The 13,520-nt window shown below is 36.5% G+C and carries 12 protein-coding genes; 11 read left to right on the plus strand and 1 reads right to left on the minus strand.

What is annotated here, in order from left to right; translation table 11 throughout:
• Positions 1–94: 94 nt before the first annotated feature.
• From AC23ME_RS07195 to AC23ME_RS07245, 11 genes are all read left to right on the plus strand, one after another.
• Entirely contained in the window at positions 95–1,237 is a 1,143-nt protein-coding gene (locus AC23ME_RS07195; protein ID WP_487727079.1) for a chorismate mutase, read from the plus strand.
• A 168-nt stretch (positions 1,238–1,405) separates the two neighbouring features.
• Positions 1,406–2,674, plus strand: a complete 1,269-nt coding sequence (gene aroA, locus AC23ME_RS07200; RefSeq protein ID WP_487727742.1) for a 3-phosphoshikimate 1-carboxyvinyltransferase — start codon at positions 1,406–1,408, stop codon at positions 2,672–2,674.
• Positions 2,675–2,732: 58 nt separating this feature from the next.
• Complete coding sequence (gene aroC / locus AC23ME_RS07205) at positions 2,733–3,830, plus strand: chorismate synthase (RefSeq protein ID WP_487727080.1); 1,098 nt, start codon at positions 2,733–2,735, stop codon at positions 3,828–3,830.
• Positions 3,831–3,833: 3 nt separating this feature from the next.
• The gene (locus tag AC23ME_RS07210) at positions 3,834–4,445 is read left to right on the plus strand and encodes a DUF1684 domain-containing protein (protein ID WP_487727081.1); all 612 of its coding nucleotides are present in this window, start codon (positions 3,834–3,836) and stop codon (positions 4,443–4,445) included.
• Positions 4,446–4,542: 97 nt separating this feature from the next.
• Positions 4,543–5,586 carry a hypothetical protein gene (locus AC23ME_RS07215; protein WP_487727082.1) on the plus strand — a complete coding sequence of 348 codons (1,044 nt, stop codon included), beginning with the start codon at positions 4,543–4,545 and terminating at the stop codon, positions 5,584–5,586.
• On the plus strand, positions 5,583–7,625 hold the full coding sequence (locus tag AC23ME_RS07220; RefSeq protein WP_487727083.1) for a tetratricopeptide repeat protein: 2,043 nt from the start codon (positions 5,583–5,585) through the stop codon (positions 7,623–7,625). The genes AC23ME_RS07215 and AC23ME_RS07220 overlap by 4 nt, the downstream gene beginning before the upstream one ends.
• 9 nt (positions 7,626–7,634) lie before the next feature.
• The gene (locus AC23ME_RS07225; protein WP_487727084.1) at positions 7,635–8,198 is read left to right on the plus strand and encodes a hypothetical protein; all 564 of its coding nucleotides are present in this window, start codon (positions 7,635–7,637) and stop codon (positions 8,196–8,198) included.
• Between the two features lie 5 nt (positions 8,199–8,203).
• Positions 8,204–8,995, plus strand: a complete 792-nt coding sequence (locus AC23ME_RS07230) for a hypothetical protein (protein ID WP_487727085.1) — start codon at positions 8,204–8,206, stop codon at positions 8,993–8,995.
• An 18-nt stretch (positions 8,996–9,013) separates the two neighbouring features.
• The gene (locus tag AC23ME_RS07235) at positions 9,014–9,478 is read left to right on the plus strand and encodes a hypothetical protein (protein WP_487727086.1); all 465 of its coding nucleotides are present in this window, start codon (positions 9,014–9,016) and stop codon (positions 9,476–9,478) included.
• 33 nt (positions 9,479–9,511) lie between these two features.
• Positions 9,512–10,255, plus strand: a complete 744-nt coding sequence (locus AC23ME_RS07240) for a DUF6498-containing protein (RefSeq protein WP_487727087.1) — start codon at positions 9,512–9,514, stop codon at positions 10,253–10,255.
• 53 nt (positions 10,256–10,308) lie between these two features.
• Positions 10,309–11,058, plus strand: coding sequence for a LytR/AlgR family response regulator transcription factor (locus AC23ME_RS07245; RefSeq protein WP_487727088.1), 750 nt, complete (start codon positions 10,309–10,311; stop codon positions 11,056–11,058).
• A gap of 225 nt (positions 11,059–11,283) precedes the next feature.
• On the opposite strand, the gene AC23ME_RS07250 is transcribed toward AC23ME_RS07245, so the two are convergent.
• Positions 11,284–13,479, minus strand: coding sequence for a tetratricopeptide repeat protein (locus tag AC23ME_RS07250; RefSeq protein ID WP_487727089.1), 2,196 nt, complete (start codon positions 13,477–13,479; stop codon positions 11,284–11,286).
• Positions 13,480–13,520 lie beyond the last annotated feature (41 nt).

Below are 13,520 nucleotides of genomic sequence, written 5' to 3' on the forward strand. Positions count from 1 at the left end.
GTTGGCAGTTTTCAGTTAACAGTCCAAAAATTCAACAATCAAACAATACAACAATTAATCAATCGAAATCGTAAATAAAATAATATCCTAAAAAATGAAACTTAATTTAAACATCGAGCCTTTAGAAAACTGGCTAACGGCAAACAACCAACCTTTATTAATCTCTGGACCTTGTAGTGCAGAAACTGAAGACCAACTATTAACTACAGCACATTTATTAGCTGCAACTGGCAAAGTAAGTGTTTTAAGAGCTGGTATCTGGAAACCACGTACTCGTCCGGGAGAATTTGAAGGTATTGGAAGCATTGGCTTAGAGTGGTTAAAACGTGCTAAAGCAGAAACTGGTTTACCTACAGCTGTTGAGGTTGCTAACGCAAAACACGTTGAGGAAGCTTTGGCTGCTGGCGTAGATATCCTTTGGATTGGTGCCCGTTCTACGGTAAATCCTTTCACAGTTCAAGAAATTGCTGATGCTTTACAAGGACACGACATCCCTGTGTTGATTAAAAATCCAGTAAACCCAGATCTACAATTGTGGATTGGTGCTATCGAGCGTATCAACAAAGCTGGTATCACTAAAATTGGTGCTATTCACCGTGGTTTCTCATCGTTCGAAAAATCATCTTTCCGTAACGAACCAATGTGGGAACTTGCTATCCAATTGAAAACACTTTGCCCGGAGTTGCCAATCATTAACGATCCAAGTCACATTTGCGGTAACCGTGAGTTAATCCCTTACATTTCTCAAAAAGCATTAGACTTAGACATGCAAGGTTTAATGATTGAGTCGCACTTAGACCCATCAGTAGCTTGGACAGATGCTAAACAACAATTAACTCCAGCTGCAGTAAGCGAATTAATGGACCGTCTAACTGTACGTGAACCAGAGTCGGCAAACGAAGCCTTTGTAGATAAATTAGCTGATTTACGTAAATCAATTGATAAAATTGATGATTTGTTATTGCAAAAATTAGGTGAACGTATGGCTATCGTTGAGAAAATTGGCGAATACAAACGTGATAACCAAGTAACGGTATTACAAGTTAACCGTTGGGATGAAATCCTTAAAAAAGGAACTTCATTTGCTAAAGCTTTGAAATTAGATGTACACTTTACTGAGAAATTCTTAGAATTGGTACACGGTGAGTCTATCCGTAAACAAACTGAGATTTTAAATGCAGGCCAAGCTACGCAAGCAGGAATTGCAGCTGAGCAACACACAGAAGTAAAAGCTTAAAAGCATTAATTTTTAAGCATTACTTATTTTTTAGGATATTTTGTCATTCTACTTTCCTCCTGTCATCCAGAGCAAAGCGAAGGATCTAATAGATTCTTCACGATGTTCGGAATGACAGGAGAGTGAATGACAGCTTTAAACCTATATCGACCTAATACCAACCAAACCATGCATAAAAATGCTATTGTTTCTTTCAAAGGAACACAAAATATACAAGCGGAAATACAATTAACAGGCTCAAAAAGCGAATGCAATAGAGCACTGATTATTAAATCGTTGAGCAAGAATTTGGTAAAAGTAGAAAACTTATCAAACGCTGCCGACACCGTTACATTAAATGCTATTCTATCTGATTTAGATACTTACGAAAACGATAGCAATACTGAAAAAACTGTAGATGTTGGTCCAGCTGGTACCGCAATGCGGTTTCTATCTGCTTATCTTTCTGCTAAGAACGGAAATTTCTTACTAACTGGAACCGAACGCATGAAGCAACGTCCTATCGGGATTTTAGCTGATGCGTTAAAAGAAATTGGTGCCGATATCAGCTATGCTGAAAAAGAAGGCTTCCCTCCTTTGGCTATTAACGGACCTTTAGCTCAAGTGAGTTCGCACATTAAAATAAAAGGAGATATCAGTAGCCAATATATTTCGGCTTTGCTGATGTTAGCTCCAACCCTACCGCAAGGTTTAACCTTAGAAATTGTTGGCGAGTTAACCTCTAAACCGTACGTAGAAATGACTTTGGCAATGTTGGCCGAATGTGGCATTGCTCACGAATGGGATGGAAATTTAATCAAAATCCAACATCAAGAATTTAAACCGTCTACCTTAATTGTAGAACCAGATTGGAGCGCTGCTTCTTATTGGTACAGCATTGTTGCGCTGGCAAACGAGGCACAAATTAGTCTTCCGCACCTGAGGGATAAAAGCTTGCAGGGCGATAGCCAAATCAAGACCATTATGGAGATTTTTGGTTTGAGCACTACTAAAACTGATAACGGAATAGCTTTTACGAAAGACCAAGCTATTAAAGACACTGATAAAGTTTTAGACTTAAAAACTTGCCCAGATTTGGCACAAACCATTGTGGTGGTTGCTGCCGCTTTGGGATTAAATATGGCTTTTACAGGTTTAGAGACCTTAAAAATAAAAGAAACCGACCGTGTTGCAGCGTTGCAAAACGAGTTGGCAAAAATTGGCGTAAAGCTAAATGAAGATAACTTAATCTATACTCTAGATTGCGCTGGACTACATTTTCCTAAAAAAGTGAGTATTGCTACTTACGAAGACCATCGCATGGCAATGGCCTTCGCTCCTTTAGCATTATTAATTGAGGAACTAGAAATTGAAGACTATAACGTAGTTGAAAAATCTTATCCTTATTTTTGGGAAGACTTAAAGAAAGTGGGGTTTGAAGTAGTGGAGCAAGGATAAAAGAACAAAGAGCAAAGACCCAAACATATAACTTAAAACCTACAACTTAGAACTTAAAATGGCAGGCAACTCATTCGGACAAATCTTTCGCATCACTACTTTTGGTGAATCTCATGGCGTAGCCATCGGTGTAATTATTGACGGATGTCCGGCAGGTTTAACGATAGATTTAGATTTCATCCAGTCGGAACTAGACAAAAGAAAACCTGGTCAATCTAAAATTACCACGCAACGTAAGGAAAGCGATACCGTACAAATTCTTTCAGGAACTTTTGAAGGAAAAAGCACAGGAACGCCAATTGCAATGTTAATTCCTAACGAAGATCAGCGCAGTAAAGATTACGGGCATAATGTAAATGTTTACCGTCCGAGTCATGCAGATTATGTTTACGATGCTAAATATGGCATACGCGACCATCGTGGTGGAGGTCGTTCTTCGGCGAGAGAAACCGCAGCTAGAGTTGCCGCTGGTGCAGTTGCCAAATTGTTGTTAAAACATCATGGCATTGATATTTTTGCACATGTTACTGCTGTGGGTAAAATTAATGCACCTATTTTAGCTAGCGATAACATCGCTGAATTACTAGAAATAAGAGAAGCAAACATTGTTCGTTGCGCAGATCCTGCTACGGCAAACGAAATGATTGAATTTATCGATGGCATTCGTAAAGATGGCGATACGATTGGCGGAAAAGTTTCTTGCGTAATTAAAGGCTGTCCGGCGGGTTTGGGAGAACCTGTATTTGATAAACTCCATGCAGACTTAGGTAAAGCGATGTTAAGTATCAACGCTGTACACGGTTTCGAATATGGTTCTGGCTTTGATGGAACAGAATTGAGAGGTTCTGAACACAACGATGTTCCTTTACCAAAATCTCAGGAAGAAAATCATTTTAAAACCATTACCAACCACGCTGGTGGTATTTTGGGCGGCATTTCTAATGGAATGGATATTACGTTTAAAGTTGGTTTTAAGCCTGTAGCTACCATTATGCACAATCAACAAACTATTAATGCTGCTGGCGAAGCTTCGGAGATTAAAGGCAAAGGTCGTCATGATCCTTGTGTGGTACCAAGAGCGGTAGTAATTGTAGAAGCAATGGCTGCTTTGGTTTTGGCAGATCATCTGTTAAGGAATAAATCTTCTAAATTGTAAAAAATGTATCGGTATTTAACGTTGTTGATGTTTTTGGTAAGCAGCACTTGCTTCGCACAGTCTTTTAAGGAACAGATTGCCACCCACCGTGAAAAATACAAAGCAGATTTTGTGAGCAGTGAACGTGCACCATTAAAAGAACCAGATTTAAAATACCTTCAGTTTTACGATGCCGATAGTACTTACAAAGTACATGCAAAAGTAGTCTTGTTAGAAGGCGAAAAAGCTTTTAAAATGCCAACTTACGCAGGTACAACTGCAGACTATATCCGCTATGCGAAGTTAAATTTTGAGCTAAACGGAAAACCTATACAATTAACCTTATACAGAAACATTGCTTTAGCAGCGAATACCGCCTACAAAGACTACCTTTTCTTACCCTTTACAGACCAAACCAACAACAAAGAAACTTACGGAGGTGGTCGTTACATCGATTTAAAAACTACTGCTATTGTAGATGGCAAGTTAGAACTCGATTTCAATAAAGCTTACAATCCATATTGTGCCTACAGCGATGGTTACCGCTGCCCTATTCCGCCAGAAGAAAATGATTTACAATTAGAAATTAAAGCTGGCGAGAAGAAATATACAGGCGAGAAAAAGAAGCGACCTTAATACATATTACCACTTTCGCCAAAATCCGTAATTATTGGTATTCTTTTCTTTTTAAAGTTGTCGATTTTTAATCCGTCAACTACAAAAGAAAAGCGACATGAAAAATCTGTTAAGATATTGGCAGTGCTTATTTCTCCTTTACCCACTGCTATTGGGCTATCCAAGCAAAAAAACAGACCCTGAGCCGGAAAAGCAACCTACTGCTGAGGAAGTAATGACCGATTGGGCAAAAGAGGTAAATTTCAATAAAATTACTGTTTCGCCTGGAACTTGGAGTTATAAAGACCTTATCTTTAACAATGGTAATGCAGCCTTGCTAGATAATGATAACCGTATCTTCATTTCTTACGACAACGGGCTAACTTGGACCGAACGCATTAAAATTACTGGCAATACTTTACAATCTATTGCTTTAAAACCCGATGGAGAAAAGCTGTTTATTGGCGGCATCAGTTTAGGCCCTTATATTTTCGGTGCAAAATTTTGGGTGTACAATACACCTAAAAGCGGCACTGTAAGTTTAGATTACAACGGAGAAGCCATTACAGCGCAACTAAACGAACCTATTAACCACGATTTCCAGCGTACACAATGGAACGGCGATGGTTCAGTTTACGCCAGCTTTGGCCGCAGTAATAAAATGGATGGTTTTTTCGGAAACATCACTCCCGATGGCCGCAAGATTTTCACTCGCCGCACTCCTTCATTTTCACGTATTGACGATAGAGAACCCAAACGTCAGCCTAGTCATTGTGCAGGGTTTTACATCAAAAACAATAGTGAAACAACTATTTTATGTGCTTCAGAATATAGTGTAACCGCATTAATGAATTTCTTAGCACCCTATCAATCAGAAACTAAAGGTTCTGGAAACAGCTGGCTGCCTTTAGCTAACTATTGGAAAGCAGATTTAGTTTACCACATTGGGCAAGACCTTCCTGGCAAACATTCTGTTTACGTAGCTCAAGCCAACAGGTTATTTTACGATGGCAAGCATCTCATCAATTACAAAAACATACAAGGTGAGCTGCAATGCGCATCTATAGACAATAACGGCTATTTATGGGTCGGCACTAGCAATGGCCTATATAAAGCAACTAAAAAAATGGCCGACTTACCTAAAACAGTATTCGAAAAATGAAAAAGATAGTAAGCATCTTCCACTTCTTTCTCTTATCCATAGTTGCGTACTCACAAACATCGAAAAGCGAGCTTAACTCCGTTGAAACTACGGCAGACAGTAAAGGAATAACTTTCTTCGATGAGAAAGGAAATCAGATAGGTTTTGTAGAAATAAAAGTAAAAAACCGTCGTATTAGTCCTGTTAAAAATGGGCTGGTTGCAGTCTATCCATACCGAAGTGGCGGCACGGTAGATATTCTTGACAGTAAAGCCATCCTAAATTCATTTAAATTGAAGTATATCTATGACTTGTACATACTTTCTAACAGCCACTTAGCCGTTAGAGGCGATGACACCAGTTTAAAATATGCCCTTTATGATATCAAAGGAAATAAAAAATCTCAAACCTTATATGCTGCGATAGGGGCGCCAGATGAGAATAATTATTTTTTCGTCGATAAAGGTTTCAATGCAGCAGTAACCTTTGGCTATTTAGATGCTGATGGTAAAGAAATTATACCCGCAAACTACAAAAGTTTAGGCTTTTTCAACAAAAATGGAATTACCCATGCAAATGGAAATTTAATTAACAGAAACAATGAAATTGTAAAGAAAGCGGAAAAAGATACCACCTATTTTAATCGCAAAAACTCTACTCAATATCTATATTCTACTTATGCAGCGTTATTTGGAATTTTAGACCACAATTTTAAAGCTTTAACTCCGCCCATATTTTCTACGTCGTTATTAAAAGTTTTAGACAGTAAGCAATTTAGTTATACCATTAACAATAAAGCTTATGTAATAGACGAAAATGGAAAAATCAACCCTGGAAATGGTTCTTTAGAATACGAAACCGCATTAGCATTTATGCCTAAGCAAGATAAAATTCAAAATACATACGAGTGGAACATCCCTAACTATTTGCTAAAAATATCGACAGAAAAAAAATATGCACCAGCACAAAAAACATTAGACAGCCTATACAGCAATGCCAATTATGTAAAACTAAATCCGAAAGCAAAAGAGATATTTGATGCCAACTTGGAAAAAAATGCGCTTGCTGGAAATACAAATAGTATGTACGAACTCGGAAAAGCCCATCTATACGGCATCAATCCATTTCCTGTTAACATAGAAAAGGGTTTAAAATGGATGCATACCGCAGCAGAAAAAAATTACCAAAAGGCAGCTTACGAACTGGTTTATTATTACATAAGAGCTTTTGATGAAGAGAATGCGAAGAAATTATTAAACAACTACAAAGGAGAAAAAGATTGGAGTTTTAAAGAACTCTATTTACCCGGAGAACTGGATAAAATACTGGCCATACAACATTACAATAGTAAAAATAGCAGCAAGGAGAAAGCAGACGGTTATTTTAAAAAGGCAATTAATGCCGGAAATTTAAGTGCGGGCTACGAATATGGTTACAGGCTTTTAAGCAGTAAAAACCCAGAGTACGAGGCACAAGGATTAAAACTACTAAATGCAAACGTAGCCAAAGGCGATGTAAAAAGTATGCTTCATTTGGCAAACTATTACAGTATTTATACCAATGAACCTTCAAAAGTAAACAGAACAAGCTCCAATACATATTATAACATGGTTCTTAATAGTTCTATAGCTAGCATTTACGAAAAAAACGATGCCAAGCTCGGAATATCGGAAAACACGAAAAAAGAGCCCTTGGATGTAGGTACTGTTTTAAATATCGACAACCAAAAAAAAGCCATCGTGTTTAGAGACGCTTACGGCTTTAGAACGAACGATAATAAATATTACACTTCGGCACAATCTAATTATACCGACTATAAAAAATATAATATCGTAAAAGGTGCTATCGGAACGAAAAAATGCACGAGTTGCAATGGTACAGGAAAACAGCAAAAACAAGTAGTTTCTGGTTCTTACACCACAAAAGACGTAACCTATAAAACAGGCAGCACTATTAGCGGCGATAAGAAAATTACCACTACTACAACTCACAACACCTATAAATCTGTTGACGAGAAGTGTTTGGTTTGCAATGGAAATGGACTTCTCTTCTCAAAATAATATCAGGAAATGAACACCAGCTACACCTTCAAAAAATCTGCTTTTGAGAAGATACAACATTTGGAACTTACCGAACAAGGGCTAACTATAAAGCAGGAAAATCGTGCTAATGTTTATATCCGATATAGCGATATCACTAGCGTACAGCTTTGTTATGCCCCTTACAGATATAGGAACAACAATTACAATTGCCGCATCAAATGTGGCACTGCCGTTTTTATAATTCACTCTACCAGTTACGAAAGCTTCGCCAGTTTCAACGACCATGCAAACACATATACATCCTTCGTGAAAGAATTAATAAGAATGGTACGAGAAAATAATCCAAACGCTCATATTCAACTTGGGCAAACTTCTAGTGCATTTTTAGCCAATTTAGCGCTCTACGTTTTTATTTTACTTGTGCTGTTGAGGCTCTTTTATTTTATTCCTGTCGAAGGAAGTATGTCTCTCCTTATTAAGCTCGCAATAATTGCTTCCTACTTTTATTACGTAATGAAATCTTTCAAAAAGAATAAGCCTAAACAGTTTACTGGTAACGAAATTCCAACCGATGTTTTACCCTCATTTTAATACGGATGAAGACACTATACTATCTTTCAATTTTACAACTACTGTGCATTAGTACTTTTGCCCAGCATCATCTTATTGTAGGAGTTAATGGCACGCAACACGATATCAAAACAGTAAAGCTGAATAACTTTGTGAGCACCTTTAACAGCTATTACCAAACCAATGGATTTGTACCACTCACAGATTTTTCGTCGAAAATGCGTGGCTTAGGTTTTAGTGGCGGTTACCGCTTAATGGGAAAAGAAGGTTTTAATTTAGGGATGATTTACATGTTCAGTAAAAATGGACAGGACAATAGCACCACACTAGCTACAAAATCGGGCTACGATTTCAATTACAGGGCAAAAAACCACGATTTTATTTTCGAGTTAGGTTATAATATCGGTGGTCTTTTTACCATCAACGGTGTTTTTGGCATGGGCATACGTGGCAACGCTATGGAAGTTTGGAAAGTTTACGCAAATGGCGATAGAAGTTTTGGTTACGAAAACGATATTACAGGTCATTACAAAACCAATTCTTTCACGATGGATTATGGTGGTTCTGTAGGATTAAAGCTTTGGAAATTCTACGTACCCATTCGTGTAACCTACGGCTCTGCCCTATTTAACAAAGGCGAAAGTGTACTGATGGATTACAGCACCAATCGTTACCGCAGCAACGAATTTCCGCATGATTTTAAGCAATGGATAAATTCAAATACCACTTACGACGAAACAAATAGCATTGGTCAAAATGAGTTTGTTGGCATGAAAATAAGTGTTGGCTTGGAGTTTATGATACCGCTAGGGAAATAATGATTAAAAATTAACGAGATGAAAAAAATATACTTATACCTTTTCATAATCAGCTTTACTATAAGCAACTACGGCTGTAAAAAAGAAAGCTATCGCATTGGCGATAAAATGCTTGGCGAATGGAACATCGATGTTTATCGTCGTTCTGAAATTAGGTCTGATGGTTCAGAAAAGATTACCAAAGACGAAAAGAATGTTGGTCACTGGCGCTTTTATAGTAACTCTAGTACCAAAAGCATTGTAGATTACGACTTCTCTTACACAGGTTCTCCAGCGGCTAATATAACTGGTGGTGTTATCTTTATTTCTGAAGAAGGAAAGCGCATGATTTTACCAAATTTTAAATGTAAAGGCATTAATTGTGATGAAGCTTACACCATTCAAGAGTTTTCTAGTAAAAAAATGGTAATAGAACAATACTCACCACAAACTAATACGGACCAACTGGTTTACAAGCTTAGAATGGAGTTGAGCAAAAAATAACCACAACATCCACCCTTTTCAGAAACTTTGCTTATGAATAAATACCAATGGCTTATCCCAAATCCAAACAACATTTTGATATGGATGATGTCTATCATCATGCTGTTAGGTATACTTATTTTTAATTGGCAGGCCGAAACTATACTTATCACTTATTTTTTTGAAACTATCATTATTGGTTTCATTCACATTTTTAAATTACTAGCTACTTTTCTATTCAGTAAAGCAGCTCCAACTGAAACTGGCAAGCATAACACATCAGATATTTTTCAAATTCCATTCTTTATATTTCACTATTTCTTCTTTGTATTCATTCAATCTACCGTTGTTTTTATGTACCTCAGTTTTTTCATAAAAGGTATCAAAGATGATTTTAATGTGCTCAAAAACTACCACTTTTTGCTTCAACAGCACGATATGCAAATGGCTTTTTTAATTCTGTCGTTATTTAGCACTGCTATGGCACTTAAAAACTTCTTTTTGCCTAAACGTTACTTACATACAAACGTTAAAAAACTGTTCATGCAGCCCTATCTACGCATATTTATACAACAGTTTGTAACCATAATTGCAGGCTTTGGCATTTTGATTTTCAATATGCCTATAGCATTGGCAGTATTACTTATTGTAACACGATTGGTTGTAGATTTAGCGTTACAAGAAGCTGCAAAAAATGAAAAATTTAAAAAGGCTTTCATCAAATATCTAGCCCAATCGCAAAACGAAAAAGACCTAAAAGAAGTAGAAAAGCAAGTTGAAACTTTTTTGAATGAATAGTCTGGATAAAACATCCTTCTAAAATACAGGCGAATGCGTTATATTTAGCAGATATGAAGATTAAATGCTTGCTCATAGACGATAACGAAATCGAAAGAGATTTATTAGAAAGTTACTTACGTAAATTTAGCGAACTTGAAATTACTGCCGTTTGCGAAGATGGAATACAAGCACTTGAAGTTTTAAGAGACCAGAAGATAGATCTTGTTTTTTCTGATATAGATATGCCAGATCTCTCTGGTATTGATTTACTGAAAAACATCAAAAATGCACCTGCCTTTATCTTCGTAACCTCACATCTAGAACATGCTGTAGAGAGTTTCGAACTTGATGCGTTGGATTTTATTGCCAAGCCAATAAGTTTAGATAGGTTGGTAAAATCAGTGGGTAAGGCAGTAAATTACTTAGAGCTAAAAAACAAGGTAAAAGAAGAACCTGTTGAAAAAACAGTAGATAAAGACGGTATTTTTTTTATCAAAGAAACTAAAGGATACACACGCCTAAACTACGATGAAATAGTTTACATTGAAAGTTTGGGAGATTTTTCCAAACTCTTTACCCCTCATGGCGTGCATATCACTTTAATAAACCTAAAAAATCTGGAGCACCAACTCCCTAATTATTATTTTAGGATCCACAAACAATATATTGTCAATTTTAATAAAATCGTAAGCGTAAACACTCACGAAATTATACTAGAAAACGATTATAAAGCCCCTTTAAGCCTTTCCTATCGGGATCAAATTCTATCTGTAATTAATGAAAGAACTTTAATTAGATCCAAAAGGAAAGATCTTATCTAATTTCGCATTTAAAGGCGACGTAGCTTGATCACATCTTGATAAACATATATGCCAAAATTCATTAAGAATTTCCAAAAACTTTTACTTTTCAGATGTTTCATGAAGGTCGCGTTACTTAATTAGCACCTAAGTTAATTGAAAAACCTTAACCATTTTTAGCTAGTCTATGAACATGTCGTTTTAATATATGAAAGTGCAAAATGAGTATATGAAGAATTAATTGTGTTACGCCGAGGGAAGGCAAAATGTAAAGATGGCACCTTTTGGTTGGTTGTTCAGCACCGTCAATTTTGCATTCATCAAATTAGCAAACGATTTACACAAAGTTAATCCTAAACCTGTCCCTTTTTCTTTGTTGGTTCCTAATGTAGTTTGACCTAATTGATTCTCATCAGTATTAAAAGCATGAATTTGTGTAGCATTCATTCCTATTCCCGTATCACTGATAGTTATATAAACTTTATCGATCTTTTCTGCTAAATCAATCGTTATAAGTCCTCCTTTGTCTGTAAACTTGATGGCGTTGTTAAGGATATTTCTTACTACAAGCGAAGCCATGTTTTCATCTGCAATAACACTATAGTTAGCTGTTGGTTGGTAGCTGATGATAATTCCCTTCTGCTGTGCCTCTGCTTGCGCCGTATCTATTGCTAATTGTACCACATTCGTAACGTCCGTAACTACTGGATTTGGCTTGAAGCCCTGCATCTGTGTATAGGCCCAGTTCAGTAAATTTTCCATCATCGCAGACGTATAACCCAACGAATTTTTAAGATTTGCAGCATACCTTTTCAGCTTCTCTTCAGTTACGCCACCATTTTCGAGCAGAGCAATAAATGAAATAAGCGAATTTACTGGTGTGCGCATATCATGACTTACTACGCTGAAAATCCTATCTTTTACCTTACCCAAATTCTCCAGTTCTTCCTTTTGTAACAGAACGAGCTTATTTAACTTTGCTGTTTTACGCTGCGCTTGATAAACGAAAATGGCGGCAGCCAATAAAATTATCGCCAAAACTCCGAAAAATACTGAGAAATTGCGATTGAGTTTAATTTCATTTTGCTGCTTTAGCAATTGTTTACCAGATCGTTCCCTTTCTAAATTACCCAGCAATGTCTGCTGCTCTAACTGGCTCTCTTTTTGAAGTTTCTCATTTTCTAAATTTGCCTGCTGTTGCAAGAAATTTAACCGCTGTATATTCTTCTCTTGATCGCTAAGTGCTAACTTTTGCTGGTTTAAAAGTAGCTCCTGCTGACGTCGTTTAACCAGTAATAACTGCTTATCTAATTCTAGGTTGGTAAGCTGCTGCTTTGTCTGATAGTCTTTCTCCTTAATCGAAAAATCTAATTGTAGCTGCTTACGAGTAATTTCCTTTTCTTTTTCTTCATTAAAAATAACATCTCTAGCTAGAATATATTCTTTGTAATGGTAAAGTGAGGAGGTATAATCTCCAACTTTTTCATAAAAATCACTCAATAACAAATGAACATCACGCATTACATCTGTAAACTTGTACTTCTTACTAATATCAAGCGCTTGCTTAGCTAATTTCATAGCTTCTTCATCATTGTTAGCAGCTGCGTTAAGTTTCACAATAGCTAATAAACTGCCTACATAGTCCTTTCTTCCGTAATCGTTATCATTTAGTTTCATTGCTTTCTGATAAGCTTCTAAGGCTTTTTCACGATCTCCCTCACTTTCATATATATTACCTAAGTCTTTGTAAATCACACCAGAGAGATTATCATCTTTTATTGCTATAGATGCATTTAAAGCCCTATTAAGGTATTTTGATGCCAATTCATTTTTTTGAATGACGGTAAGTTTTAACAATTTCAGTTCGGCAGCGGGGGCATTCAAATAAGCCGTGCCCATACTGTGGCAAACAAATGCTACACCTCTGGTTTCCTCACCTTCTTTTACGAAAATTTTTAATGCTTTATCTAAGTAAATTATAGCTTGGCTATGAAGGTTCATTTTTTGATAAAGATTACCAAGATTAGCAAAACAGTTACCTAAACTTTCTTCATTCTTATTTACTTGATAGATTTTAATGGCTTCTAGAATTACTTCAAGTGCTTTGGCATAATCTGGAATGGAAGTATACAATGCTCCTAAATCTCCATACAGAAACCCTATTTTTTCTACGTTATTTTGGGCAATCCTTATATCTAGCGATTTTAAATAGTACTCTTCGGCTTTTTGATAATTGGATTTTCCATGGTATGTCCTCGCCTTAAAAAAATAGATATAAGCCAAGATATCTTTTGCATTTACTTTTGTAGCCATTGTAGCTGCTAAATCCATATATTCTAAGGACTTTGCATCGTTACCTACTCTCATGTAATGCCAACCAATGTCTTTTAATAGTACCACTTTCGCCGAATCTACCGCATAGTTTGATTTGTTTGTTATCAACAAACTATCAAGCTTTTTTTGATAATTGACTTGAGACCAAA

Source organism: Pedobacter sp. T50_32, from assembly GCF_057652195.1.

Coding starts and splice junctions, on each gene's coding strand:
- AC23ME_RS07195 (WP_487727079.1), top strand. CDS start 95: ATGAAACTTAATTTAAACATCGAGCCTTTAGAAAACTGGCTAACGGCA.
- aroA (WP_487727742.1), top strand. CDS start 1,406: ATGCATAAAAATGCTATTGTTTCTTTCAAAGGAACACAAAATATACAA.
- aroC (WP_487727080.1), top strand. CDS start 2,733: ATGGCAGGCAACTCATTCGGACAAATCTTTCGCATCACTACTTTTGGT.
- AC23ME_RS07210 (WP_487727081.1), top strand. CDS start 3,834: ATGTATCGGTATTTAACGTTGTTGATGTTTTTGGTAAGCAGCACTTGC.
- AC23ME_RS07215 (WP_487727082.1), top strand. CDS start 4,543: ATGAAAAATCTGTTAAGATATTGGCAGTGCTTATTTCTCCTTTACCCA.
- AC23ME_RS07220 (WP_487727083.1), top strand. CDS start 5,583: ATGAAAAAGATAGTAAGCATCTTCCACTTCTTTCTCTTATCCATAGTT.
- AC23ME_RS07225 (WP_487727084.1), top strand. CDS start 7,635: ATGAACACCAGCTACACCTTCAAAAAATCTGCTTTTGAGAAGATACAA.
- AC23ME_RS07230 (WP_487727085.1), top strand. CDS start 8,204: ATGAAGACACTATACTATCTTTCAATTTTACAACTACTGTGCATTAGT.
- AC23ME_RS07235 (WP_487727086.1), top strand. CDS start 9,014: ATGAAAAAAATATACTTATACCTTTTCATAATCAGCTTTACTATAAGC.
- AC23ME_RS07240 (WP_487727087.1), top strand. CDS start 9,512: ATGAATAAATACCAATGGCTTATCCCAAATCCAAACAACATTTTGATA.
- AC23ME_RS07245 (WP_487727088.1), top strand. CDS start 10,309: ATGAAGATTAAATGCTTGCTCATAGACGATAACGAAATCGAAAGAGAT.